The 23,855-nt window shown below is 73.9% G+C and carries 24 protein-coding genes; 16 read left to right on the forward strand and 8 right to left on the reverse strand.

Features of this window, described 5'->3' with window-relative positions; translation table 11 throughout:
* Positions 1 to 70 precede the first annotated feature (70 nt).
* From NP048_RS01115 to NP048_RS01130, 4 genes are all read left to right on the forward strand, one after another.
* The gene (locus NP048_RS01115; protein ID WP_227577136.1) at positions 71 to 829 is read left to right on the forward strand and encodes a MerR family transcriptional regulator; all 759 of its coding nucleotides are present in this window, start codon (positions 71 to 73) and stop codon (positions 827 to 829) included.
* A gap of 19 nt (positions 830 to 848) precedes the next feature.
* Positions 849 to 1,211 (forward strand): hypothetical protein, encoded by a 363-nt coding sequence (locus tag NP048_RS01120; protein ID WP_227577137.1) that lies wholly within the window; start codon positions 849 to 851, stop codon positions 1,209 to 1,211.
* A gap of 209 nt (positions 1,212 to 1,420) precedes the next feature.
* A complete protein-coding gene (locus tag NP048_RS01125) occupies positions 1,421 to 1,990 on the forward strand; it encodes a small multidrug efflux protein (protein WP_227577138.1) in 570 nt (189 codons plus the stop codon).
* 105 nt (positions 1,991 to 2,095) lie between these two features.
* Positions 2,096 to 2,743, forward strand: coding sequence for a hypothetical protein (locus NP048_RS01130; RefSeq protein WP_227577139.1), 648 nt, complete (start codon positions 2,096 to 2,098; stop codon positions 2,741 to 2,743).
* Between the two features lie 61 nt (positions 2,744 to 2,804).
* Here the strand turns inward: NP048_RS01130 and NP048_RS01135 are convergent, their stop codons facing one another.
* A complete protein-coding gene (locus NP048_RS01135) occupies positions 2,805 to 3,035 on the reverse strand; it encodes a hypothetical protein (protein WP_227577140.1) in 231 nt (76 codons plus the stop codon).
* 261 nt (positions 3,036 to 3,296) lie between these two features.
* Here NP048_RS01135 and NP048_RS01140 point away from each other — a divergent pair, with 261 nt between their 5' ends.
* The 3 genes from NP048_RS01140 to NP048_RS01150 all read left to right on the forward strand — a co-directional run bounded on the left by NP048_RS01140 (position 3,297) and on the right by NP048_RS01150 (position 5,758).
* Complete coding sequence (locus NP048_RS01140; protein WP_227577141.1) at positions 3,297 to 3,749, forward strand: VOC family protein; 453 nt, start codon at positions 3,297 to 3,299, stop codon at positions 3,747 to 3,749.
* 20 nt (positions 3,750 to 3,769) lie between these two features.
* Positions 3,770 to 4,855 (forward strand): DNA glycosylase AlkZ-like family protein, encoded by a 1,086-nt coding sequence (locus NP048_RS01145; RefSeq protein WP_227577142.1) that lies wholly within the window; start codon positions 3,770 to 3,772, stop codon positions 4,853 to 4,855.
* Between the two features lie 135 nt (positions 4,856 to 4,990).
* The gene (locus NP048_RS01150) at positions 4,991 to 5,758 is read left to right on the forward strand and encodes an alpha/beta hydrolase (protein ID WP_227577143.1); all 768 of its coding nucleotides are present in this window, start codon (positions 4,991 to 4,993) and stop codon (positions 5,756 to 5,758) included.
* 294 nt (positions 5,759 to 6,052) lie between these two features.
* Here NP048_RS01150 and NP048_RS01155 read toward each other — a convergent pair whose 3' ends face one another.
* Positions 6,053 to 6,805: an alpha/beta fold hydrolase gene (locus NP048_RS01155; protein ID WP_227578781.1), complete on the reverse strand. Its 753-nt coding sequence runs from the start codon at positions 6,803 to 6,805 to the stop codon at positions 6,053 to 6,055.
* An 81-nt stretch (positions 6,806 to 6,886) separates the two neighbouring features.
* Here NP048_RS01155 and NP048_RS01160 point away from each other — a divergent pair, with 81 nt between their 5' ends.
* From NP048_RS01160 to NP048_RS01195, 7 genes are all read left to right on the forward strand, one after another.
* Positions 6,887 to 7,846, forward strand: a complete 960-nt coding sequence (locus NP048_RS01160; protein WP_227577145.1) for a helix-turn-helix transcriptional regulator — start codon at positions 6,887 to 6,889, stop codon at positions 7,844 to 7,846.
* A gap of 152 nt (positions 7,847 to 7,998) precedes the next feature.
* Entirely contained in the window at positions 7,999 to 9,453 is a 1,455-nt protein-coding gene (locus NP048_RS01165) for a pyridoxal phosphate-dependent decarboxylase family protein (RefSeq protein ID WP_284439713.1), read from the forward strand.
* Entirely contained in the window at positions 9,450 to 10,820 is a 1,371-nt protein-coding gene (locus NP048_RS01170; RefSeq protein ID WP_227577146.1) for a lysine N(6)-hydroxylase/L-ornithine N(5)-oxygenase family protein, read from the forward strand. The genes NP048_RS01165 and NP048_RS01170 overlap by 4 nt, the downstream gene beginning before the upstream one ends.
* Entirely contained in the window at positions 10,817 to 11,446 is a 630-nt protein-coding gene (locus NP048_RS19335; RefSeq protein ID WP_227577147.1) for a GNAT family N-acetyltransferase, read from the forward strand. Before NP048_RS01170 ends, NP048_RS19335 begins: the two co-directional genes overlap by 4 nt.
* Entirely contained in the window at positions 11,443 to 13,317 is a 1,875-nt protein-coding gene (locus tag NP048_RS01180) for an IucA/IucC family protein (RefSeq protein WP_227577148.1), read from the forward strand. Before NP048_RS19335 ends, NP048_RS01180 begins: the two co-directional genes overlap by 4 nt.
* On the forward strand, positions 13,317 to 15,503 hold the full coding sequence (locus tag NP048_RS01185; RefSeq protein ID WP_284439714.1) for a penicillin acylase family protein: 2,187 nt from the start codon (positions 13,317 to 13,319) through the stop codon (positions 15,501 to 15,503). Before NP048_RS01180 ends, NP048_RS01185 begins: the two co-directional genes overlap by 1 nt.
* Positions 15,500 to 16,114 (forward strand): GNAT family N-acetyltransferase, encoded by a 615-nt coding sequence (locus tag NP048_RS01195; protein ID WP_284439715.1) that lies wholly within the window; start codon positions 15,500 to 15,502, stop codon positions 16,112 to 16,114. Before NP048_RS01185 ends, NP048_RS01195 begins: the two co-directional genes overlap by 4 nt.
* Here NP048_RS01195 and NP048_RS01200 read toward each other — a convergent pair.
* Positions 16,111 to 16,968, reverse strand: a complete 858-nt coding sequence (locus tag NP048_RS01200; protein WP_227577149.1) for an alpha/beta hydrolase — start codon at positions 16,966 to 16,968, stop codon at positions 16,111 to 16,113. The two genes, NP048_RS01195 and NP048_RS01200, sit on opposite strands and share 4 nt — an antisense overlap.
* 149 nt (positions 16,969 to 17,117) lie before the next feature.
* Here NP048_RS01200 and NP048_RS01205 point away from each other — a divergent pair, with 149 nt between their 5' ends.
* Both NP048_RS01205 and NP048_RS01210 read left to right on the forward strand, forming a co-directional pair.
* A complete protein-coding gene (locus tag NP048_RS01205; protein ID WP_227577150.1) occupies positions 17,118 to 17,444 on the forward strand; it encodes an ArsR/SmtB family transcription factor in 327 nt (108 codons plus the stop codon).
* A complete protein-coding gene (locus NP048_RS01210) occupies positions 17,441 to 17,959 on the forward strand; it encodes an SRPBCC family protein (RefSeq protein ID WP_227577151.1) in 519 nt (172 codons plus the stop codon). The genes NP048_RS01205 and NP048_RS01210 overlap by 4 nt, the downstream gene beginning before the upstream one ends.
* Positions 17,960 to 17,995: 36 nt before the next feature.
* Here the strand turns inward: NP048_RS01210 and NP048_RS01215 are convergent, their stop codons facing one another.
* The 5 genes from NP048_RS01215 to NP048_RS01235 form a co-directional block, all read right to left on the reverse strand.
* Positions 17,996 to 18,571: a PIN domain-containing protein gene (locus tag NP048_RS01215; RefSeq protein WP_227577152.1), complete on the reverse strand. Its 576-nt coding sequence runs from the start codon at positions 18,569 to 18,571 to the stop codon at positions 17,996 to 17,998.
* A 4-nt stretch (positions 18,572 to 18,575) separates the two neighbouring features.
* Complete coding sequence (locus NP048_RS01220; protein WP_227577153.1) at positions 18,576 to 18,956, reverse strand: helix-turn-helix domain-containing protein; 381 nt, start codon at positions 18,954 to 18,956, stop codon at positions 18,576 to 18,578.
* 115 nt (positions 18,957 to 19,071) lie between these two features.
* Positions 19,072 to 20,043, reverse strand: a complete 972-nt coding sequence (locus tag NP048_RS01225) for a squalene cyclase (protein WP_227577154.1) — start codon at positions 20,041 to 20,043, stop codon at positions 19,072 to 19,074.
* A 190-nt stretch (positions 20,044 to 20,233) separates the two neighbouring features.
* Entirely contained in the window at positions 20,234 to 21,040 is an 807-nt protein-coding gene (locus NP048_RS01230; protein ID WP_227577155.1) for a hypothetical protein, read from the reverse strand.
* 288 nt (positions 21,041 to 21,328) lie between these two features.
* Positions 21,329 to 23,632, reverse strand: a complete 2,304-nt coding sequence (locus NP048_RS01235; protein ID WP_227577156.1) for a (Fe-S)-binding protein — start codon at positions 23,630 to 23,632, stop codon at positions 21,329 to 21,331.
* Positions 23,633 to 23,855 lie beyond the last annotated feature (223 nt).

The following is a 23,855-nucleotide window of genomic DNA, read 5'->3' on the forward strand; positions in this document are numbered from 1 at the left end:
CTTCGTCGAGGGGGGGCCTGCGGCAGCCGACCGGGGCCCCTCCGGCGTCGCCGGCAGACGAGGAGCAGCCATGGCCTGGAGCACGAGCGAGCTCGCCCACCTGGCGGGGACGACCGTGAACACCATCCGGCACTACCACCGGCTCGGGCTGCTCGACGAGCCCGACCGCCGGTACAACGGCTACAAGAAGTACGGAGTGCCGCACCTGGTGCGGCTGCTGCGGATCCGGCGCCTCGCCGAGCTGGGCGTGCCGCTCTCCGAGGTCGACGGGGTGGCCGACAGCGCGGACACGGCGGACCGGCTGCGCGAGGTGGACGCCGACCTCGCCGCGAAGATCGAGCAGCTGCAGCAGGCGCGGGCCGAGATCGCCGCGATCCTGAGCAACAACGCGCCGCCCGACGTCCCCGCGGGGTTCGCGTCGGTGGCGGAGCACCTCTCGGAGGTCGACAGGTCGGTGATCCACATCTACTCCCGGCTCTACGACGAGAGCGCGCTGGCAGACCTGCGGGACATGGTCCAGGAGGACGCCGACCTCGGCGACACCGACAAGGAGTTCGAGGCGCTGCCGCCCGACGCGGACGAGCCGACGCGCCAGCGCGCCGCCGAGAAGCTCGCGCAGGGCATCGCGCGCAACCTCGTCGACTACCCGTGGCTCAGCGACCCTGCGACGCACCAGGCGAAGAGCGGGCGTGTCGTGCAGGAGACCTTCGTCGAGGCCGTGACGGCGCTGTACAACCCGGCGCAGCGTGACGTCCTGACGCGCGCCGCCCTCCTCGGGTACCAGATGGCGCAGGAGGTCCTGGCGGCGCGCGACGACGCCGACGGCTGAACCTCCTACTGTTCGGGAGGTGGATCGTCTTCAGGGGCAGTGGCCCGACATGGCGGCAGTACTTGCGTCGCTCGATGCGGTCGAGCGCCGTCGCGTCGCAGCGCGGGCGGCGGCTCACGCGCTCGAGGTCGTGGGCCTCGGCACGCCTGAGGGTGACGAGCAGGCGGTCACCGCCCAGCTTCAGCAGCTCGACGTCATCGCCTGGCAGATCCAGGACGATGACACGGCGCCCGCGGGCGCCTACGAGACCGCCTTCCGCAGGGCGCGAGCGGTCAACGCCTACGCACTGTCGCGCTTCGGAGGGAGTCCTGACGACGCGCTCTACGAAGCTCTCCACGCTCTGGGTGCGCCGAGCGATGCCGGCTCCGTGCTGGGCCTGTAGCTGACCGAGCCCAGGGACTCGGGCACCGCCCTGGAGTGACAGGCCAGGCCGGGGCCATGCGAGCCTGTCGCCACACCCCGGTGAAGCGCGCGTCCGCGAGCTTCGACCGCGCCCGCCCACCCACCCCTTGACCCTGTTCCGAGAACACGGTGTCTCCTCGGGTCGTGATCGAGAACCGCTCGATCCACGACTCGCAAGGAGACGACATCATGACCCCGTTACAGGAGCTCATCGTCAGGTTCCAGGAGCTCGTGGCCCACGTGCCCGAGTTCTTCCAGCCCTTCATCGTCATGCTCGCCGGCGCCATCCCGTTCGTCGAGGGGGAGCTCGGCGCGATGGTCGGGCTCGTCGGCGGACTGAACCCCGTCGTCGCGGGCGTCGCCGCCGCCACCGGCAACTTCCTGTCCGTGGCCCTCGTGGTCGCGTTCACCGCACGGGCCCGCACGGCCGTCGTCCACCGGACGCGCGTGAAGGCGACCGTCGGCGGCCCGGCGACCCCGGACGTCCACGCGGTCGACGGGTTCGGGCAGCCGGAGCCCGCCCAGCCGCTGTCGAAGGGGCGCCAGCGCGTCCTCACGTGGCTCAACCGCTTCGGCGTCCCCGGGGCGAGCATCCTCGGCCCGCTCGCGATCCCGACGCAGTTCACCGCGGCGATCCTCGTCGCCGGCGGGAGCCCTCGCCGCTGGGTCCTGCTCTGGCAGGCCGTGGCCATCGTGCTCTGGACGACCGTGACCACGGTGTCGCTCTACCTCGCCCTCACCTACGTCGTGAAGGTCTGACGACATGAGACCCCGGTTCGAGACCTCGCAGCGATGTCGCCGTCGCGGCCCTCGTGGCCGCGGCGGCACCCGCACACCCGAACCGGAGGACAACGAGGAGGACCCATGACACGCAGGACCGCGACGGTGCAGCCCGGCGACGGGCACGCGCTGACGCCCTACCGCCCCTGGCAGCTGCTCACCCGCTCCCTGTTCCACCTGCACCTGACGGACCCGGCCGGCGCACCGCGCACCTGGTCCGTCGACGTCCGGCACGGCGGTGACGACGCCGACGGCGAGGCGCGAGCCGACCTCTACGTCGACGGCCTCCACCACGCCACCGCGAAGCTCCCCGCGGCGTTCGGAGTGCCGGACGGCACCATCGATGTCGCGTCCAGCGGGTACGGGATGCGGCGCATCCACCACGTGCGGCACGACGGGTCGGTGCGCCAGCTCGTGCCCGACCCGGCCTCGGCCGAGGGGTGGCGTGCCCGCCTGGACCGGACCCACCCGGCGCTGAGCCGCGCGCTGGCGCTCGCGTCGGCAAGCGTGCTGGTCGTCGCGCTCGTGCTCGGCGTCCCGCAGGTCGTCGAGCAGCTCACCGCGATCCCGCCCGTGGCGCAGGCCGTCGGCGCGTGGACCAGCCCGTTCCGCCTGTCGGAGACGGCGAACATCGCGCTCGTGGTCGCGACGATCGCCGCGAGCACCGAGCGTGCGCTGCGGCTGCGCTACAGCCGCATCCTCGACGGCGGGTTCTTCGGCGGCGACGAGTAGCGACCACCTCCCGCCCGAGGGCGGGTGGCGCTGCCCGCCGGGCCGTCGTCCTGTGGGCGGGTCACGCCTCGACGCGTCGCTCCGAGGGCTTGCGTCCGCGCGGGTGACGGATCACCGAGATCGTGACAGCCAGCAGGAAGGCAGCCCCCGCGACCACCTGAGCGACCGTCAGGACGGTGCGGAGCCATGACTCCCCGCCGGCAAGCAGGTCCTCCAGGCCGAAGAAGAACAGCAGGCCGCCCGCCGAGAGGAGGATCAGCCGACCCTCGGTGGTGTCGACGTCGATCGTCATGACTGCTCCTCGAGGCGGCCGTCGCTGCGAGGGCAGCGATCTGAGAGACACCCGGCCTGGACGGGGGGCGTCGACCGGTCGGGATGGCGTCCTGTGCTGTGAACAGCACGGCAGCATCCTCAGGGGTTGAGAGACCGGGCGTCAACGCCAAGGTGACGAAAGGCGCACGTCCCTCCGTGGCTCGAGGTCCGGTCGATGGCGCCACGGCCCGCCGGGTCCGGTCTGGGTGCAGGTGTCCCACCCCGGTGCCAGCATCGGGGGATGAGCGACGACACCTTCGGCACCATCCCGCCCGGTGAGCGCGTCTCCAGCGGCGCTCCCCGCCTGCGCGCCACGTCGATCAGCATCAGCACCCCCCGTCCGCACGAGGCCGCGCGGTTCTACGCAAGGCTGCTCGGCGGGCGGATCACCGTGCTCGACGACGCGGCGCCGGACGACCCCGACGGCATCACCTGGGCCCAGGTCCAGCCCCTGCCGGGGGACGTGGGCATGACGATCAACCTCGAGCACGAGCGTGAGTGGAGCCCACCGGTGTGGCCCGCTCGGCCCGGCGAGCAGCGCTCGACCCAGCACCTGGACGTCCAGGTCGACGACCTGCCCGCGGCCGTGGCGTGGGCGCTGGAGTGCGGCGCACGGGAGGCGTCGCCCCAGCCGCAGGACGACGTGCGGGTCATGCTCGACCCCGACGGCCACCCGTTCTGCCTGTTCCTGTGAGCGACTCGACGCGGCCAGCCGTGACCGTGCCGCAGGCCCTCGCCTGGCGGCTGCGGCGGCACGGCCTGCTGGAGCCCGGGGCGGCCACGGCCGAGGACGTGGTGGGCGGGCTCGTCGCGGTCGCCGCGCAGTCCGACGTCGACCTCGCGGTGCGGACGCGGCAGGCGGCACAGGCGGAGGGGGAGGTCGCCGCGGCGCTCGCGGACGGCCGGCTGATCCGCACGTTCACCTTCCGCGGCAGCGTGCACGTCATGACGCCGGACGACGCGGCGGTGCACCTGGCGGTCCGGGGCTCCGGCCGGCAGTGGGAGCTGCGGAGCTGGCGCGAGCACTACGGCCTCGAACCCGAGGACTGGCCGGCCTTCCGCGCGACCGTCCGCGAGATCCTCGACGACGGCCCGCTGACCCACGACGAGCTGGTCGCGGCGCTCACCGCACGGCCCGCGTACCGGCACCTCGAGCAGGCGGTCGAGGGCGGCGCGTGGGCCCTGCTCAAGGCGCTCGCCTGGCAGGGCGACCTCTGCCTGGGACCCACCCGCGACCGTCGGACGACGCTGCAGACGCTCGCGCACGTGCCGGGGTGGCCGGGCATCCCGGACCTCGACGACGCCGGGCGCCGCGCGGTCATGGCGTACGTCCGCGCGTACGGCCCCGCGACGCCCGACGGCCTGCAGTACTGGCTCGGCAGCGGGCTGAGCGCGGGACGGCGGCTGGCGAAGTGGACCGCCGACGCGGCCGACAGGCTGACGACCGTGCAGGTCGGCGGCCGCGACGCGCTGGTGCTGCGCGAGGACCTCGACGACCTGCTCGCCGCCGAGCCGACCGATGCGGTGCGGCTGCTGCCCGGCTACGACCAGTGGGTGCTCGGGCCCGGCACGGCGGACCGCGACGTCGTCCCGCCCGCGCGGCGTACCGCCGCGACCCGCGGGACACCGCTGGTGGTCGCCGGCGGCGTGGTCGTCGGGACGTGGGCCGAGCGCGACGGCGACCTGACCGTGCGGTGGGACGGCGAGGGGCCGGCGGCGCGGAGCGCGCTCGACGAGGGCGTCGACCGGCTGTCGGTGGGCCTCGGTCGTCCACTGCGGGTCACCGTCGAGGCGGGGTAGCGCGAGCGGTCCGACTGCCGGGGCCCCTCGCTGCGCGGCCCCGCACCTGAGCCCCGGTGGGGGACTGCCACGCTCGGCAGCGGTGACCCGGGCAGGGCTACCGTCGAGTGGGACCCCACGGAAGGACCACCGGCGATGGCGCTGCTGACCTGTCACTTCTTCTCCGAGGCGCTGGGCGTGAGCACGGCCGTGACCGTGCTGCTGCCCGAGTCGGCCCGGGGCCAGATCGGCATGGGCGGGGTGGAGACCACCGGCCCGCCACCCGTGCTCTACCTGCTGCACGGCCTGAGCGACGACGAGACGATCTGGCTGCGCCGCACGTCGATCGAGCGGTACGTCGCCGAGCGGGGGATCGCGGTGGTGATGCCGCGCGTGGGGCGGTCGTTCTACGCGGACGAGGCTCACGGCAGCGCGTACTGGACCTTCCTGTCCGAGGAGCTGCCGCGGGCCGTGCAGCACTTCTTCCGCGTCTCCGACCGGCGCGAGGACACGTTCGTCGCGGGCCTGTCGATGGGCGGGTACGGGGCGTTCAAGTGGGCGCTGCGCCAGCCGTGGCGGTTCGCCGCGGCGGCGAGCCTGTCCGGGGCGCTGGTCGTCGGCGGGGAACGCGCCCGGTACCTGCGGGACGAGCTCATGCCTCACGTGTGGGGCGGTGCGGACCCGGCCGGTACCGACGACGACCTGCTGGCGCTGCTCGATCGCGCCGACCCGGCGTCGCTGCCCGCGCTGTACGCGACGTGCGGGGCGCAGGACGACCTCGTCGACACGCAGCACGCGTTCGTCGAGCGGGCGGCGGCGCGGGGTGTCGCGGTGGACGCGCACCTGCACCCCGGCGGGCACGACTGGGCGTACTGGGACGAGCACGTCCAGCGCGTCCTCGACTGGCTACCGATGCGCGGCTGAGCTGGTCGGCCGCGCGGTCCGGGGATGGTCGGCCATCTCGACGTCCCGACTCTCCGGCGCATCAGGCGGGGGTCCAGCACCTCCGCGCGGACGGATCTGTGGACCATCACCGCGAGAGGCACAACCTTCGTGGCCTTGGCGGGGTCGGTGCCCCCGGCGGCTCGCCTCGGTCTGCGTGGATGGTGCCGCTCGCCGCTGAAGTGGTCACATCTCCACCCTCGGGGGTCGTGTAGTGGTCACATGTGTGACCACTACACGACGGGCTCCGCCAAGCGGGTGTCCCGGACGGTGCGGTCACCGATGGCGGTGCTGTGCACCTTCGGCACCCAGGACCTCGGCGAGCTCCACCGGACGGCTCACCATCGGCCAGTGCCACGTCGGCAGCTCGACGTAGGTCCAGTCGCCGTCGACCATGTCCGCGAACAGCGGGACCTGCTGCGCCATCTGCTGCAGCTGCTCGACGCCGAAGGTGCACAGCACCGCCGTGCGGGGCAGGTGCCGCCAGGCGCCGGTGAGCGCGACGGGCTCGGTCGCGGTGCGCCACGGCTGCGGCTGCGAGCCGGTGACCAGCGCGGCGACCGTCGCGTCGTCGACCTCGGGCACGTCGGCGGCGAGCGCGGCCCACGGGGGCGGCGGGAGTCGCCAGCCCTCGCCCTCCCCCTGGACCCGTCGCTCGTCGGCGGCGCGGGCGTCAGGTCCCCCGAAGTCGGCCTGGGCCGTGCCGTCCGGCAGGGGGCCGGAGTCGACGTAGACCAGTCGCGCGACGCGTCCCGGCACGCGGTCGGCCGCGCCGGTGGTCACGAGCGCGCCGTAGCTGTGGCCGACGAGCACGACGTCGTGCAGGTCCTGCTCCTCGAGCAGGCGCACGACGTCGTCGACGTGGGTCGTCAGGTCGGTCTGCGGGGAAGCGAGGTCGGCGCGCTCGCCCATGCCGGTGAGGTCGACGGCGTGCACGACGTGACCCTGCTCGCGCAGTGCGTCGGCGACGGGGCGCCAGACCGCAGCGCCGAGCCAGAAGCCGGGGACGAGGACGTAGGTGGTGGTCATGGATCCGACGCTAGGGTGGATTGTGGACAGAATCCGCCCGGTATCCCGAGCCCGTCCGGCAGGGCCGCTCGGAGGGAGGCCGTGAGCCGCCCGACCGCCCGCGTGCTCGCGCTGCTCGAGCTCCTCCAGACGGGCCGCCTGCGCACGGTCGGTGACCTCGCGGACCGGCTCGGCGTCGACGAGCGCACCGTGCGGCGCTACGCCGACCACCTCGCCGACCTCGGCATCCCCGTCGAGGCGCAGCGCGGCCGGTACGGCGGGTACCGGCTCGCGCCCGGGCACAAGCTGCCGCCGCTCATGCTCACGGACGACGAGGCCGTCGCCGTCGTCCTGGGCCTCACCGTCGCCGAGCGCGCCGGGCTCGCGAGCACCGGCCAGACGGCGACGGCGAGCGCCCTGGCCAAGGTCTCGCGCGTCCTGCCGCGGCCCCTGAGCCGGCGGATCGACAGCCTGCTGGCGACCGCGCAGTTCACCGCCCCGGCGCGCTCCGCCGCCCCGACCGGCGCCGACACGCTCCTCGCGCTCGCCTCCGCGGCGCAGGCGCGACGCACCGTCACGATCGCCTACACCGCCTGGGACGGGCGGGAGTCGCGGCGCGAGGTCGACGTCTACGGCCTGGTCCTGCACTCCGGCCGCTGGTACGTCACCGGCCACGACCACGGCCGTGACGACGTCCGGACGTTCCGTCTGGACCGCGTCACGGCGGTCGAGCAGGGCGCCGGCTCGTACGTGGTGCCCGCCGACTTCGACGCCGGCACGCACGTCGTCGCGGGCATCGGGGCGGTGCAGTGGGCACACGAGGTCACCGTGGTGCTGCGGACCACCCTGGCGCAGGCGCGCGAGCGGTTGCCGAGGAGCGTGGGGCGCCTCAGCGAGCACGCCGACGGAGTCCTGCTGGAGACGCGGGCCGAGCGCCTCGACGGCATGGCCGCCATGCTGGCCGGGCTCGGCTGGGAGTTCGAGGTGCTCTCGCCGGACGCCCTGCGCGACGAGGTCCTCGTCCTGGCGGAGCGCCTCCGCGCGGGGGCGGCGCGGCGCTGATCTGGACGAACGTCCACCGGCCGGGCCGCCGCCGTCCTGCGGACGGCCCTTGACGAATCCTCCTCTTCGCGTAGGTTAGGCCCGCCTCACTTAGGTGAGCCTCACTCGCGCCCCGTCCGACGGGACGTGTCCGTCCAGGGGGAGTACCACGCGTGCACGAGCTGCTGTCCGCCGCGAGCGCCGACGCCTACGTCGACGCCATGCGCGGCACCGTCGACCGGGTCGCCACCCGGTTCCGCACCACCACCCGCCCGTTCTCCGGTGCGAGCCGCGAGCACCTGCAGTCGCTCGTCGACGCGGTCGACCTCGACGGCCCGGGTCGCGGCACGGCCGCCGCCCTGCGTGAGGTCGACGAGCTGTTCGCCCAGCACGCCGTCTGGTTCCACGACCCGGCGTACACCGCGCACCTCAACTGCCCCGTCGCGCTGCCCGCCGTGGCCGCCGAGGCCGTGCTCGCCGCGATCAACCCCAGCGTCGACACGTACGACCAGTCGACCGTCGGCACCCTCATGGAGCGGCGGGTCGTCGCGTGGACGGCAGCGCGCATCGGCTTCCTCGCGGGCGGCGGCGTCTTCACGTCGGGCGGCACGCAGTCGAACCTCCAGGCGCTGCTGCTGGCGCGCGAGCACGCGCTCGCCACCGCGCCGGGCGTCACGCTGCGCGACCTCGTCGTGCTCGCCACCGCGTCGAGCCACTTCTCCGTGCAGCGCTCGGCGTACCTGCTGGGCATGGCGCCCGACGCGGTCCGTCTCGTCCCCGTCGACGAGCGCGGCCGCATGCGCCCCGACGCCCTGGCGATCGCGCTGCGGCACGTCGCGGACGACGGACGGCACGCAGCGGCCGTCGTCGCCACGGCCGGGACGACCGACCGCGGGTGCGTCGACCCGCTCGCCGGCATCGCCGACGTGTGCGACACCGCCGACGCGTGGCTGCACGTCGACGCCGCCTACGGCTGCGGCCTCCTCGTCAGCCGCACCCGCCGGCCCCTGCTCGACGGCATCGAGCGCGCCCGGTCCGTGACCGTCGACTTCCACAAGGCGTTCTTCCAGCCCGTGTCGTCCTCGGCGCTGGTCGTGCGGCACGCATCCGACCTGCGGCTCGTCGCGCACCACCACGACTACCTCAACCCCGCGGGCGAGGACGAGCCCAACCAGGTCGACGTCTCCCTGCAGACCACGCGCCGGTTCGACGCCCTCAAGCTGTGGACCACGCTGCGTGCGCTCGGGGCCGACCGCATCGGGGAGATGGTCGACGCGACCCTCGACCTCGCGGCGGCCGTCCACGCGCTCGTGGACGGCGACCCGGACCTGCGCCTGCTCGCGCCGACCGACCTGTCGACCGTCCTGTTCCGCTACCAGCCCGACGGCCTCGACGACGCCCGCGCCGACGCGCTCGTCGGGCAGGTGCGTCGCGTGCTGTTCGGCTCCGGCCGCGCGCTCGTCGCCCGCACGACCCTCGACGGCCGCCCGTGCCTCAAGCTCACGCTGCTCAACCCCGACACGACGGTCGCCGACGTGCGGCACGTCCTCGAGCTCGTCCGGCAGGTGGCCGCGGCGCTGCTCGAGGGCGACGACCTGCTGCGCCCCGACGTGGCGGTGGCGCTGTGACCGCGACGGCACCCGCCCCGGACGCCCGCGTCCACGACCTCGTCGGGGTCGGCATCGGCCCGTTCAACCTCGGCCTCGCGGCGCTCGCGGCACCGCTCGACCTCGACACCGTCTTCCTCGACAGGGCCGAGGAGTTCCGCTGGCACCCGGGGATGATGCTCGAGGGCGCCACGATCCAGGTGCCGTTCCTCGCCGACCTCGTCACCATGGCCGACCCCACCAGCCCGTACTCGTTCCTCGCGTGGCTCAAGGCCACCGGGCGGCTGTACGCGTTCTACATCCGCGAGAGCTTCTACCCGCTGCGCGCCGAGTACGACGCGTACTGCCGGTGGGTCGCGGACCAGCTCCCGGCCCTGCGGTGGGGACGGACCGTCACGTCCGTCGAGGTCGACCCCCACGACGACGACCTGTACGTGGTGCACGCGCGCACCGCCGCGGGTGTCGAGTCGTACCGGACGCGGCACGTCGTCCTCGGGGTCGGCACGCAGCCCGTCGTCCCGGCGGCGCTGCGCGGGCTCGACGGGCCGGTCGTGCACTCGGCCGACTACCTGACGCACCGCGACGCGCTGCGGGCCGCCGCGTCGGTCACCGTCGTCGGCTCGGGCCAGTCGGCGGCCGAGGTGTACCGCGACCTGTTGGAGGCCACCGGCCCGGGCGGGCAGCGCCTCGACTGGGTGACGCGCTCGCCGCGGTTCTTCCCGATGGAGTACACGAAGCTGACGCTGGAGATGACGTCGCCCGAGTACACCGACCACTTCCACGCCCTTCCCGTGGACGTGCGCGACCGCCTCACGCGCGAGCAGCGCCACCTGTACAAGGGCATCAGCGCGGACCTCGTCGACGACATCTACGACGCCCTGTACCGCAAGAGCGCCACCGGCCCCGTGCCCACGACCCTGCTCACCGGCACCGAGGTGCTCGGCGCCACGTGGGACGGCGAGCGGTACACGCTGCGGCTGCGGCACGCGACCGGCGTCGAGCACGAGCGCACCACCGACGCCCTCGTCCTGGCCACCGGCTACGCCGCACAGGTGCCGGACGTCGTCCTCGGCATCGCGCACCGCCTCGCGTGGGACGATCGCGGACGGCTGGACGTCGCCCGCGACTACTCGGTCGACGGCGGACGGAGGAGGGTCTTCGTGCAGAACGGCGAGGAGCACACGCACGGGCTCACCGCGCCCGACCTCGGCTTCGGCCCGTGGCGGTCGTCCGCGATCCTCGCAGCCGTGTGCGGGCGTGACGTCTACCCGCGTGAGCAGCGGATCGCGTTCCAGGAGTTCGGCGTGCCCACGGGGACGCACCCGGCGCCCGCAGGCACGGTGCGGGCCGCCGGTGCCGTCGCGCTCGCCGACGAGGCGCACCCGTGACGGACTGGCGCACGCAGGCGACCGAGCCGCTGTCCGCGCAGACAGTCCGCGAGGAGGCCTGGAAGCGCATCGGTCCCGTCCGGCTCGACCGCGTCGTCCCCGAACGTGACGCGCTGACGCTGCACCACTGGCTCACGCACCCCGCGTCGGCGTTCTGGCAGATGACCGAGCTCGGCCTCGACGACGTCCTGGCGTACCAGCAGCGCCTCGCGGAGTCGACGGACGAGCACGCGTGGATCGGCCGCGTCGCCGGGCGCCCGCGGTTCATGGTCGAGACGTACGACCCGGCGCGTGTCCTGCTCAAGGGCGTCTACCGCGCGCGGGCGGGCGACGTCGGCATGCACCTGCTCGTCGCACCGCCGGACGGCCCGCGCCTGCACGGCCTCACCGACGCGGTCATGGCCGCGACCATGCGGTTCTGCTTCGGCACGCTGCGCGCGCAGCGCGTCGTCGTCGAGCCCGACGTGCGCAACACCGCCATCGCCGCCAAGAACGCCGCCGCGGGGTTCCGCGTGGTGCGCGAGATCGACCTGCCCGGCAAGCGTGCCGCGCTGTCGGTGTGCTCCCGCGACGACTTCGCGAGCAGCCGGCTCGGCGCCCGGACCATCCACGAGGATCACCGATGACGCTCACCGACCTGCCCGTCTCGGCGCCCGCCGCGCCACCGTCGTCCGGCCCGCGTCCGGCGCACCGCCCGCCGCACCCCGCCGACCACCTGACCCCCGAGCGCCTCGACGCGGCCCAGCGCCACCTCGTCACCAAGGCGCTCTCCGAGCTCGCGCACGAGCGCCTGCTCGCACCGGCGCTCGACCGCACCACCGGCGCCGGGGACGCGTCGCCGCAGGACGAGCGGGCGTACACCGTCGCGCTCGACGCCCCGTCCGGTGCGCGCACCGTCTACCGGTTCCGCGCCCGGCGGCTCGCGCTCGAGCACTGGGCGATCGACCGCGCGAGCCTGACGCGCGAGGTCGACGGGCGGGCCGTGCCGCTCGACGTCCTCGACCTCGTCCTGGAGCTGCAGCCGCTGCTGCGCATCCCCGACGACCTGCTGGCGCTGTACCTGGAGGAGCTGTCGTCGACGCTCGCGAGCGCCGCGTACCGGCGCGCGCACGGCGGTCCGACGAGCGCCGAGCTGCTCGACGCCGGCCTGGCAACCGTCGAGCAGGCGATGACCGAGGGGCACCCGTCGTTCGTCGCGAACAACGGCCGCATCGGGTACGGCGTGAGCGAGCACGACGCGTACGCCCCCGAGGCGGGCCGGCCCGTGCGGCTCGTGTGGCTCGCCGTGCGGCGGGCCGTCAGCCACGTCGCGACCGGTGCGGGCCTCACCGAGGACGCGCTGTACCGGCACGAGCTCGACGAGTCGACGCGCGAGCGCTTCACGGACCACCTGCACGGCCTGGGCCTCGACCCCGCCGACTACCGCTACCTGCCCGTGCACCCGTGGCAGTGGGAGCACCGCGTCGCGGTGACGTTCGCACCCGACGTGGCCCGTCGCGACCTCGTCCTGCTGGGCGAGTCCGACGACGTCTACCGCGCGCAGCAGTCGGTCCGCACGTTCCTCAACGTCGACCGCCCCGACCGGCACTACGTGAAGACGGCCGTCGCGATCCAGAACATGGGGTTCCTGCGCGGCCTGTCCCCGGCGTACATGCGCGCGACGCCCGCGATCAACGACTGGGTCGCGGACCTCGTGGACACGGACCCCGAGCTCGTCGCCTGCGGGGTGCGCGTGCTGCGCGAGCGCGCGTCCATCGGCTACACCGGCGACGTCTACCACCGCACCCCGCGGCCCAACGCGCACCGCAAGATGCTCGCTGCGCTGTGGCGTGAGCAGCCGTTCGCGTTCCTCGCGCCGGGGCAGCGCGCGACGACGATGGCGGCGCTGCTTCACCGGGACGCGTCCGGTGACGCCTACGCGACCGCGGCCGTCCGCGCGTCCGGCCTCGACCCGGCCGACTGGTTGCGCGCCTACCTGCGCGTCTACCTGCGTCCGCTCGTGCACTGCCTGCGCGCGCACGACCTGGCGTTCATGCCGCACGGCGAGAACGTGCTGATCGTGTGGCAGGACCACGTGCCGGTCGGCGCGCTGCTCAAGGACATCGGCGAGGAGGTCGCCGTCCTGTCGAGGCGCCCGCTGCCGCCGGACGTCGAGCGCGTCCGTGCCGTCGTCGACGACGACGAGAAGGCGCTGGCGATCTTCACCGACGTGTTCGACGGCGTCCTGCGGCACCTCGCCGCGATCCTCGTCACCGACGGCGTGCTGGCGGAGGACACGTTCTGGGGCGTCGTCGCCGAGACGATCGACGCGCACCACGCCGACCACCCGGACCTGCCGTCGGGGGTCGACCTGCGCGCGCCGCGGTTCGCGCACTCGTGCCTCAACCGCCTGCAGCTGCGCAACACGCTGCAGATGGTGGACCTGGCGGACCAGTCGTCGTCCCTCATCTACGCCGGGACGCTGGCCAACCCGGTCGCGCGCGACGGCGGTGCGTGATGGCGTTCGAGGTCTTCCGGGACGACTGGGGCGTGCCGCACGTGCGCGCGTCCGACGAGCACTCCCTCGCGTACGGGCAGGGCTGGGTGACCGCGCGGGACCGCACGTGGCAGGTGCAGGCCGACCGTTGGCGTGCCGAGGGCCGGCTCGCCGAGCACCTCGGTGACGGCGGCATCGCGTGGGACGTCGTCGCGCACCGCCTGCGGCTGCCGGACCTGGCGCAACGCGCGTACGCCGCGCTCGGCGACGACGACCGCGCGTGGGTCGACGCGTACACGGCCGGGGTGAACGCCGGGCTCGCATCGTCGTCGCCGCCGGTCGAGGTCGACGAGCTCGACAGGGTGCTCGGCGGCACCACGCCCGACGACCCGTGGCCCGCGTGGGCGCCGCTGGGCGTCTTCCTCGTCAACCACGCGCTGTTCTCGACGTTCCCGCGCGTGCTGTGGCACGACCACCTGGTGCGCGCCGCCCGGTACTCCGGTCACCCCGGGCTCGCCGACGTCGACCCCCTGGACCTCGTGCGGCTGTTCGACCCTGCCGCCGACGGGCCGACCAGCGGGTCCAACGCGTGGGCCCTGCACGGCTCGCGGACCGCGACGGGTGTGCCGCTGCTCGCGGGCGACCCGCACCGCGTCCTGGAGCTGCCCGGGCCGTACCAGCAGATCCGCCTCGCGTGCCCCGAGTACGACGTCCTCGGGCTCGCGTTCCCCGGTGTCCCCGGGCTGCCGCACTTCGGTCACACCGGCACCGCCGCGTGGGGCATCACCAACGCCGCCGCGCACGCCGCCGAGCTGTACCGCGAGCTGCTGCTGCGCGACGACGACGGGTGGCAGGCGTTCGGCCCGCACGGCGTGGAGCCCGTCACCTCCCACACCGTGCACGTGCGCGTACGTGGCGGCGAGCCGCTGACGGTCGACGTCCTGGAGACCGCCCGCGGGCCCGTCGTCGTGCGGGGCATGCCGCCGGGACGTCCCGTCGACCAGGACGGCGTCGTCACCGGAGCGCTGCCGCGCGCCGGGCTCGAGGAGGCGCGGTCCGTGCGGCTGCAGGCGCAGGTCGACGCGGACCTCGGGTTCGCGTGCCTGCGCCCGCTGCTGCGCGCCCGCACGGCGCACGACGTCGCCGCGGCGCTCACCGGCTGGGTCGACCCCGTCAACCGCGTCCTGGCCGCCGACTCGACGGGGACGGTGCTGACGTTCGACGCGGGCCGCGTGGCCGACCGCGCGCCGGACGACCGCCTGCTGTCGTTGCGCGCGTGGGACCCCACGCACGCCCCGCGTCCGTGGCGCGCCCTGGCCGCGCCGGGCGAGGTCACGGACGTCGCCGTCGACGCGAACGAGCGACCGGCCGCCGCGGACCGCGACCACGGCAGCGTCTACGCACCGGACCGCGCGGCCCGCATCGCCGACCTGCTCGCCGGGCGGGCGGCGTGGCACGTCGGCGACCTCGGTGACGTCCACGGCGACACGCACTGGGCGGGGGCGGGACGCTTGCTGCGGCACGTCGCGGGTCTCGACGATCTGAGCCCGGCGGCGGCCGCCGTCCGTGACGGGCTGCTGGCGTGGGACCTGCACATGGCCGCGGAGTCCCCGCAGGCCGCGCTGCTCGCGGACCTGCGCGCCGTGCTGGTCGCCCGCCTCGTCGACGAGCCGGCCGTCAGCGCGCTCGGGGCCTCGCACTTCGCCGGCCCGGCGTTCGACGCGTGGTTCAGCCTGCGCGGGCGGGTCGGGGCGGCGCTGCCCGCGCTGCTCGGACGTGCCGACCTGGGCATCGACGGGCCTGCGCACGTGCGGGCCGCGCTGGAGGAGGTCGCCGCGCTCGCGGACGGCGGCACCTGGGGCGCGCGGCACACCGTGCTCCCGGCCCACCTGCTGGCGGACGTGCCGGGGGCGGCCGTGCCCGTCGTCCCGGCGCTGCCGCTCGGCGGTGACCAGGACACCGTGCGCTGCACCGGGACGGTCCCCGGCGTGACCGACGGCGCCTTCCGCGGCTCGGTGGCCCGGTGGGTGTGGGACCTGCAGGACCGCTCGCGCAGCCGCTGGGGAGTGCCGTTCGGCAGCAGCGGTGACCCGCGCAGCCCGCACTTCGCGGACCAGCACGCGACGTGGGCGGTGGCGGGGACCGTCGAGGTCGTGACCGACTGGGCGCGGCTGACCCCCGAGCCGCCGGCGGGGGAGGGGGAGTGAGCGTCGGGACGGGCGCGGTGGGCCTGACGGCGGCGTGGGCCGGGCGCCCCGGCGGGTCCGTGCTCGACGAGCGGTCCGTCGACGGCCTCGGCGTGCTGACCACCGCGGTGCTCGACCTCGATGCCGACATCCCGACGCTGCACGCCTGGTGCACGGCCCGCGGCACGGCGTTCTGGGGGCTGGGCGGGCTGTCGGTCGACGAGCTCCGGGAGACCTACGCGGTGGTCGACGCGATGGCGCACCACCACGCGCTGCTCGTGCGGATCGACGGTGCGCCGGTTGCGCTCGTGCAGGCGTACGAGCCCGCGCACGACCCGGTGGGGGAGGTGTACGACGTGCAGCCCGGCGACCTCGGCGCGCACGTGCTCGTCGGTGCCCGGCCCCCGCGGCCGGTCACGGGCTACTCCGCGCGGCTCTTGCGCGAGATGTGCCAGGTGCTGGCGGACGGCACGGGCGCGACACGAATCGTCGGCGAGCCCGACGCCCGCAACACCGCTCTGCTGCGCGTGGTCGAACGGGTCGGCTTCACCCTCGGCCCCGAGGTCGACCTGCCGACCAAGCGAGCGCGCCTGACGTTCTACGAGGTCACGCCCCAGCCGTCGGTGAGCTAGCCGGCGACCGCCTGCGCGAGCTCGACCACCTCGTCCGCGAGGCGGGGCCCGAACCAGATCGCGTCGTTGTGCCCGGCTCCGGGCACCACCACCTCGCCCTGCAGGTTGCCCACGCGCGCCGCGAGCTCCGCCGAGAGCCGCGACGGCACGACGTCGTCGGCGGTGCCGTACAGCACGCGCACCGGCACGTCGCTGCCCTCCAGGTGCTCGGCGCTCGCGAAGCGGTCACGCAGGATCAGCCCGACGGGCAGGAAGGGGTACTGCGCGCGCCCGACGTCCACGAGCGACGTGAACGGGGACCGCAGCAGGATGCCCGCGGGCGGGTCCGTCGTCGCCAGCCGCGCCGCCACGCCGGTGCCGATCGACTCCGCGACGTACAGCGTCCGCGTCGGCTCGAAGCCCTCGCCGCGCAGCGCTGCGGCCGCCGCCCGGGCGTCGCTGGCCAGCCCCTGCTCGCTGGGTCGCCCCGGGTTGCCGCCGTACCCGCGGTACTCCAGGAGCAGCACCGTGAACCCTCTGGCGGCGATCTGCTGCGCGACACCGAGTCGACCCAGCCGGTTGCCGCCGTTGCCCGGCAGGTACAGGACGGCGACCTCCCGGTCCTCACCCGCGGGCGGCACGAGCCACGCCGCCAGGTCCAGGCCGTCATCGGTCCGCAGCACGAGGTCACGTGCGCCGGGCACGCGGTCGGCGACCGTGCCGGCGTCGGCCCGGTCCGGGAAGTAGATGAGGGCGCGCTGCAGCACGGTGACCAGTGTGACGACGAGCGCGACGACGGCGAGCACCGTCAGGAGGAGCCAGGCCGGGCGCCGGCCTGCCTCGGTCGACCCCTGACGTCGACCCACGCGGCTCACGACGGCCTCCCTCGATCGGCGGCGACGGGTTCGACGCTAGCGTGCTGGACGGGTGCTTCCTGGGGCAAGGAGAGGAGGCACCACCTGATCGCGGTTGGCGGGCTCCGTCCCTCTTGACCGGCTTCTCCGTCAGTCGTAACTTACCGTTCGTGACGACTTACGGAACGGTCCTCGACGCGCTGGGCGACCCGACGCGTCGCAGCGTCCTGGAGCTGGTCGCGGAGCGGCCGCAGCCGGTCGGCGAGCTCGCCGCACGCCTGCCCGTGAGTCGGCCGGCCGTCTCGCAGCACCTGCGCGTGCTGAAGGACGCCGGCCTCGTCACCGACACCGCTGTCGGGACCCAGCGCGTCTACCGGCTTGACACCCGCGGCGTCGCGGCCCTGCGCGCCTACCTGGACCGGTTCTGGGACGACTCGCTCGCCGCGTACGCCCGTGCAGTCGAGCAGGACCCCGCCGCACCCGAGGAGAGACCATGAGCACCGAGCAGCAGGTCGGCACCACCAGCCCGGTCCCCGCGGGCGACACCGCGCCGATCGTCCGGACCCTCACCGTCGCCGCGTCCCCCGAGCGCGCGTTCGACGTCTTCACCGCCGGGATGGCGCGCTGGTGGAAGGGCGACTACCACCTGGGCGACCAGCCGTTCGTCGACGTCGTCGTCGAGCCCCGCGAGGGCGGTCGCTGGTACGAGCGCGACGCCGACGGGGCCGAGTGCACGTGGGGCCGCGTGCTCGCCTGGGAGCCGCCGGGTCGGTTGGTGCTGGCGTGGCAGATCGGCTCCGACTGGGCGTACGACCCCGGGCTGCTCACCGAGGTCGAGGTGCGGTTCACGGGCATGACGGGCGCGGACGGCGCCGTCACGACACGTGTCGACTTCGAGCACTGCGGTCTCGAGGCGTACGCGAAGCGGGCCGTGGAGATGCGCGCGTCCCTCGGTTCGCCCGGCGGGTGGGGCGGCCTGCTGGAGGACTTTGCGACTGCAACGGCCGGCTGATCCGGTCCGTCATCGGCTCGATGCCCAGTCCCGCCATCACTCTCCCGCACGAAGCGAGCGCAGACGCTCGGCAAACTCGGGTGCGCCCGCAGTAGCGATCCTGTCGATCAGGTCATGGGCGGTGACCGGCGGATTCTTCTTGCTCGCCGCGGTGCGGCCGAACGCCTCCAGGACGTCGCGGCGTCGGCGCGCGAGCAGGTCGACCAGGAACTCGTCCGAGGTGATGACCGCGACGCCGGCGGCGAGGACGGGCTCCGTGCGCAGGTGCTTCATGTTGCGGGTCAGCAGCACGTCGACGTCACCGTGGATCGCTGCCGCTGCGTGCGCGCGGTCGTCAGGGTCGGGTGAGAGGTCGTCGGTGATCTTGTCCCGGTAGAGGGCAGGGTCGATGCGGTACCTCCCGAAGTGCTGGCGCACGGCAGCGCTGACCGACGCCGCAGACTCTGTCGTGCGTCGGCCCTCACGGACGATGACGTCCTCCCACTCGGCGAGGACCTCATCGGTCCACACCCAGGTGAACAGGAGATCCTCGGCCAGGGTGAGCAGGACGTCCATGATCGTGAACGGGAACAGCTCGCTCGTGTCGATGAAGACCCGTGGGAGGCGGGCCACCTACCTATGCCCCGAGAGCTGCGCGGATCGCGTCGGCGCCGGTCCGGCGCTCTTCGCGCTCGGTGGCGACATCCACGACGTCCTGCACGCGGATGCGGCGGTGTCGGCTGCCGGGAAGGCGGCGGAAGGGGAGGACGCCGTCCTCGCACAAGCGGTCGACGAACTGCCGTGTCACACCGAGTATCTGTGCCGCCTTCGCGGGGCTGACCTCGTCCTCGGCGCGCAGCACCACGACGCGCGCACCGTGCGCGACATCATCGAGCAACGCGCGCATGGCCGCCTCGACCGGAGTGTCGCCCACCAGTCGGTCCGCCAGTTCTCTGGCGCCGGACCGGATGACCGGGTCCGCAGGGTCGAGAGTCGTGGAGTGCGCGTGTGCCGCCATGCGTCGATTGTAGGCGCATCTGCAATAACAGCAACCACGTGGTGCGTGCTGTGAGTGGGGTGCCCACGACCGCCAGACACCGCGCCGCACACGGTCACGTCGACGTCCGAGCTCCTCAGGCCTCGCCGTCCCACCACGCCAGGACGCGGGCGGCGTGGAACGTCAGCCACCGGGACGGCTCGCCCGGCGGCACGTCGACCTCGAACCACGCGCGCCCCGGCAGGCGGTGCTCCTGCAGCCACGTGCCGTCGGGCTGCCGGGCGGCGCGCACGGTCTCGACCGCCTCCGCGAGGCGCGCGTCGGGCGCGGTGCCGTCGTGCAGCGCCGCCGCTCGGAAGTGGTCGAGGGCGTTCAGGGTGCTGAACCGCCAGCGGAACGGGTAGCAGAACACCGTGACCCACGGGCCGAGCGGCTCACCGTCGGTCACACGGCGCAGCAGCCGGCGCTCGAGCAGGTACTCCTCACCGGCGTGCCGGGCAGCGCGCAGCGCGTCGGAGCCGGTCGCGGCCTCGTACGACAGCAGGCCCTTCACCGTGTTGAGGGTCGAGTGCACCGACGAGCGCGTGGAACCCTCCACCCATTCGCAGTTCCAGCCGCCGTCGGGCAGCCGGTGCTCGGGGAACCACGCCGCGAGCCCGCTGACGTCCGCGCCGAGCCACGCCCCGTTCGCGAGCGTGAAGGCGTTGATGCAGCAGTCGACCTCGCCGACCCAGTACGGCTCGTCGTTGTACTCCCAGCGGCTGTTCGCTTGCAGCCGCTCGGCCGTGCCCGCGAGCACACCGGCGTCGAGCCCCCAGTCGCGCAGCGTGTTGAGGGTCCACGTCGTCGCGGTCCACGGTTGACCCGCGCCGGGCTGCGCCTCGGGCCCCTCGAAGTCGAAGCCGCGCGGGAAGTACGCACCGCCCGCCCACTGGCCGTCGTCGTCCTGCAGCGCGAGCAGCCGGGCACCGAACCCCTCGGTGGCGACGCGCGCCCGGGTCGCCCGCCAGACCTCCTCGGGCGCACCGACGAGGTCACGCTCGACCTGCCACCGCAACGCAGGATCGGAGTCGAGGAGCCAGTCGAGCAAGGTGGGTTCGAGGGCCATGGTCCACGGTAGCGAGGGACGGTGACACGGAGGGGTGAGGACCCGAGCGGCGTCACATCAGACCTGGAGGCTGACGACCCGCCACGCACCTGGTGCACTGATCAGGTGCGGCCTCCGGGTGGTGCGGGAGCCCCGAGTTCGTGGCCCGTCCGCGTGTCCGCGGGGCACGTCACACCCTGAGTTCGACAGTTCAGCCATCGAGACGGTCGTAGACCCGCCCGGGAACCAGCACTCCGACACTCTCCTGCCACGTGGGGTGCGGGTGCACGCGCAGGGAGAAGCTGTCCCTGAGAAAGTTGTTGAGGTTCAGCACGAGGTCGACCTCGTCGTACGCGTTGAGAGCGATGTCGCGCACCCGCCACCTCAACCTGACGTTGCCTGTCAGGAGATGAACCGCACGCGGGGTGCCGAGTTCATGTGCTGGGAGTGTCTTGGTCCATGTCAAGGTCGTCTCGGCGCGCGGGCGGACCACGACTCCGTCCGCATCGAGGCCGTGCAACTCGCCACCTGCTCCGTCGACCAGGGCGACCCGGGCAATGTAGTCCGACGGATTCTCCAGGTGGATCGTTACGTGGACTCGGAAGACCTGGCCTTCGCGCTGGAAATCCGAGACGTCTTGCGCTTCGTCGAGGTCGCCCCATCGGCGTCGACCGGCGTCCAGGGGAAGGAGTTCTTGGATGAACGCTTCTTTGGCTGCCCCCGGGGTTGCCCTGATGAGCACGGTCGGCATCGTCGCGTCGACTCGCTGCTCCGCGGCGCGACGGACAGCGAGAGTGACGTCGCGTCTCTGTTCCTCACCTAGCGCGCGCGCCCGGTCTGCTTCTTGTCTGGCAACATCCAGCTGACCCTCTGTGAGCTGGACTTGTCTGGTCGAGGCCTCAGCCTGCTTCTTCGTCCAGTGGGCAGCGCGTCCTGCGAAGTAGCCCGCGACCGCGGCCGCCACGAACGTCAGTACTCCAGTCGCTGCGCCGATCCAGTCCGTCACGGTTGGCTCCATCGTGAAACGGTAGCGACCGTACCGACCCGCAGAAGTGGTGAAGTGGTCTGCTGTCGAGCACGAGCCGGTCGAGGGGCGCGGGGCAGCACCGGGTGGGCTGACGGTCCGGTCCGGGCGGCGGGAGCCGCCGCGGCCCACTCGACGCCGCCGATCCCGCGCAGGCGGTCGAGCACGGTCGTGTCGACGCCGGCCGTGACGTCCGCGCGGGCGACGACGGTGCGTGTGCCCGCCGAGTCGACGTGGTCCATCACGGTCGACGGGTTCTGACGGAGCCGTCGACGGCCGACGTCAGCGGCGGTCGGCCAGCCGGTCGCGCAGCAGGACGGCGATGTCGGCGACCTCGGGGACCCCGACCTGCGGCTGCGCCGGGGCGGCAGCAGCCCGACGTGGTCCGGCGGGCTCCTGCGTACCGGTCGTCGCAGCGCCGGGGGCGGGACGCGTGCCGCGGTTGACGGGCGTCGTCCCGTCCTGCGGCGCGTCGTCGTGCGACGCCCGCGCGTGCGCCGCGACGCCGTCACTGAGCATGACCGTGCAGAACGGGCACGCCGTGGCGATGGCGCTCGCACCTGTCGCGACGGCCTCGGCGGCGCGGACCGTGCCGATGCGCTCGCCGATCGTCTCCTCCATCCACATGCGTGCGCCGCCCGCACCGCAGCAGAACGACGTCTCGCGGTTGCGCGGCATCTCGGCGAGCGTGACGCCGGCCGCGGCCAGCAGCTCGCGCGGCGGCTCGTACACCTGGTTGTGACGGCCCAGGTAGCAGGGGTCGTGGTACGTCACGGTGGTCCCGTCGGCGTCCTCGCCCACGCCCGGCGCGAACCGCAGCCGCCCCTCGCCGACGAGCGTGTCGAGCAGCTGCGTGTGGTGGACCACCTCGTACCGGCCGCCCATCGCGGGGTACTCGCGGGAGATCGTGTTGAAGCAGTGCGCGCACGTGACGACGATGCGCTGCGCGCCGACCTCGTTCAGGGTCTCGACGTTCTGCGCCGCGAGCATCTGGTACAGCGCCTCGTTGCCCGCGCGCCGGGCGGGGTCGCCCGTGCACGTCTCGCCGTCGCCGAGCACCGCGAACGTGACGCCAGCGGCGTGCAGCAGCTCGGCCACCGCGCGCGTCGTCTTCTTGGCGCGGTCCTCGAAGGCTCCGGCGCAGCCGACCCAGAACAGCCAGTCGACCTCGGCGGTGGACTCCAGGTCGACCCCGACGACCGGCACGTCGAACTCCAGGCCCTTGGCCCAGTCGAGGCGCTGGCGCGCGGGCAGGCCCCACGGGTTGCCGCGCCGCTCCATCTTGGTGAACGTGCCGCCCAGCTCGGCAGGGAACGCCGACTCCATGAGCGTCTGGTAGCGGCGGATGTCGACGATGGTGTCGACGTGCTCGATGTCGACGGGGCACTGCTGCACGCACGCGCCGCACATCGTGCACGCCCACAGCACGTCGGGGTCGATGACGCCGGACGCGACCAGGTCGACGCCCAGGTGCGGGTCCGCCAGCGCGTCGGCCGACGCCCCCGCGGCGCGCGCCGCCTGCACGTACGGCGCGGTGGCGGCCGCGTGGTCGCGCAGCGCGAGCGTCAGCAGCTTGGGGCTCAGCGGCTTGCCGGTCGCCCACGCGGGGCACTGGTCCTGGCAGCGGCCGCACTCGGTGCACGTCGCGACGTCGAGCAGCCCCTTCCAGGGCAGGTCCTCGATGGCGCCGACGCCCAGGCGCAGGTCCTCGGGCAGGTCGTCGACGGCCGTGAGGTCGAGCGGCTCGCCCGCGGCGTCCCGCAGCGGCACGAGCGGGCCCAGCGCGGGCGCACCGTCCGGCTCCCGGCGGGCGTACACGTTGACGATCGCGAGGAACCGGTGCCACGCCACGCCCATCGTGGGCAGCATCCCGACGACGACGAACCACGCCATCGACACCAGGATCTTCACCAGCGCGACGACGACCACGGCCGTCGCCAGCGCGTCCGGCGACGCCGACGTCCACGCCGACCCGAACCACGCGGTGAGCGGGAAGTGCAGCGCGGTGGCCCACGCCTCGCCGTCCTGCACCCCGAGCGCGTACTCCAGCCCACGCAGCACCAGCACCGCGACGACGACCAGCAGGATCGTCGCCTCGACGACGTACGCCCACACCTGGTTGGACCCGAAGAACCGGGACCGCCGTTGCGTGACCTCCGACTCGTCCGCACGCGGACGCACGCGCTGCCGCAGCACGATCAGGTACCCGATGCCCAGCAGCCCCAGCCACGCGAACGCCTCGACCGCCCACTCGAGCGGCGCCCAGTGGCCGACGAGCGGCAGCCCGTACCGCGGGTCCACGAGCTGCCCGTAGCCCGTCAGCAGCGTGACGACCAGCACGGGGAACGACACCATGACGACCCAGTGCGCCGCCCGCACGGCCGGACGCTGCTGGAACCGCCCGTGGCCGAGCACCTCGCGCACGAGCGTCGCGAGCCGCGGCCCGACGGGCGCCCAGCGTCCCGGCAGCGGACGGCCCGTGCGCACGGTCCGTACGATGGCGACGACGCCCCGGGCGAACACCGCCACACCCACCACCGTCGCCACTGCCGCCAGCACGACCGCCACCACCTGCAACGCGTCCACGCGGCCAACCTAACGTCCCGGCCCGGCGCGCACGTGGGTCGCCCGGACCGCGGTCACGACGACCCGTGCGGGATCGGCAGGCCGCGGCGCGCGTGGTGTCGCGCACACCGCGTCATGCCGGGCCGTGACCGGGGAGCACGCTCAGCGGTTGGTAATATCGACGCGTTCCCAGCACCCACCACGACGCTCCCGACCAGCGGGAACCCGACGGCCAGCGCCCCGG

It is taken from the genome of Cellulomonas xiejunii, assembly GCF_024508315.1.
In the GTDB taxonomy this organism is placed as follows: Bacteria; Actinomycetota; Actinomycetes; order Actinomycetales; family Cellulomonadaceae; genus Cellulomonas; species Cellulomonas xiejunii.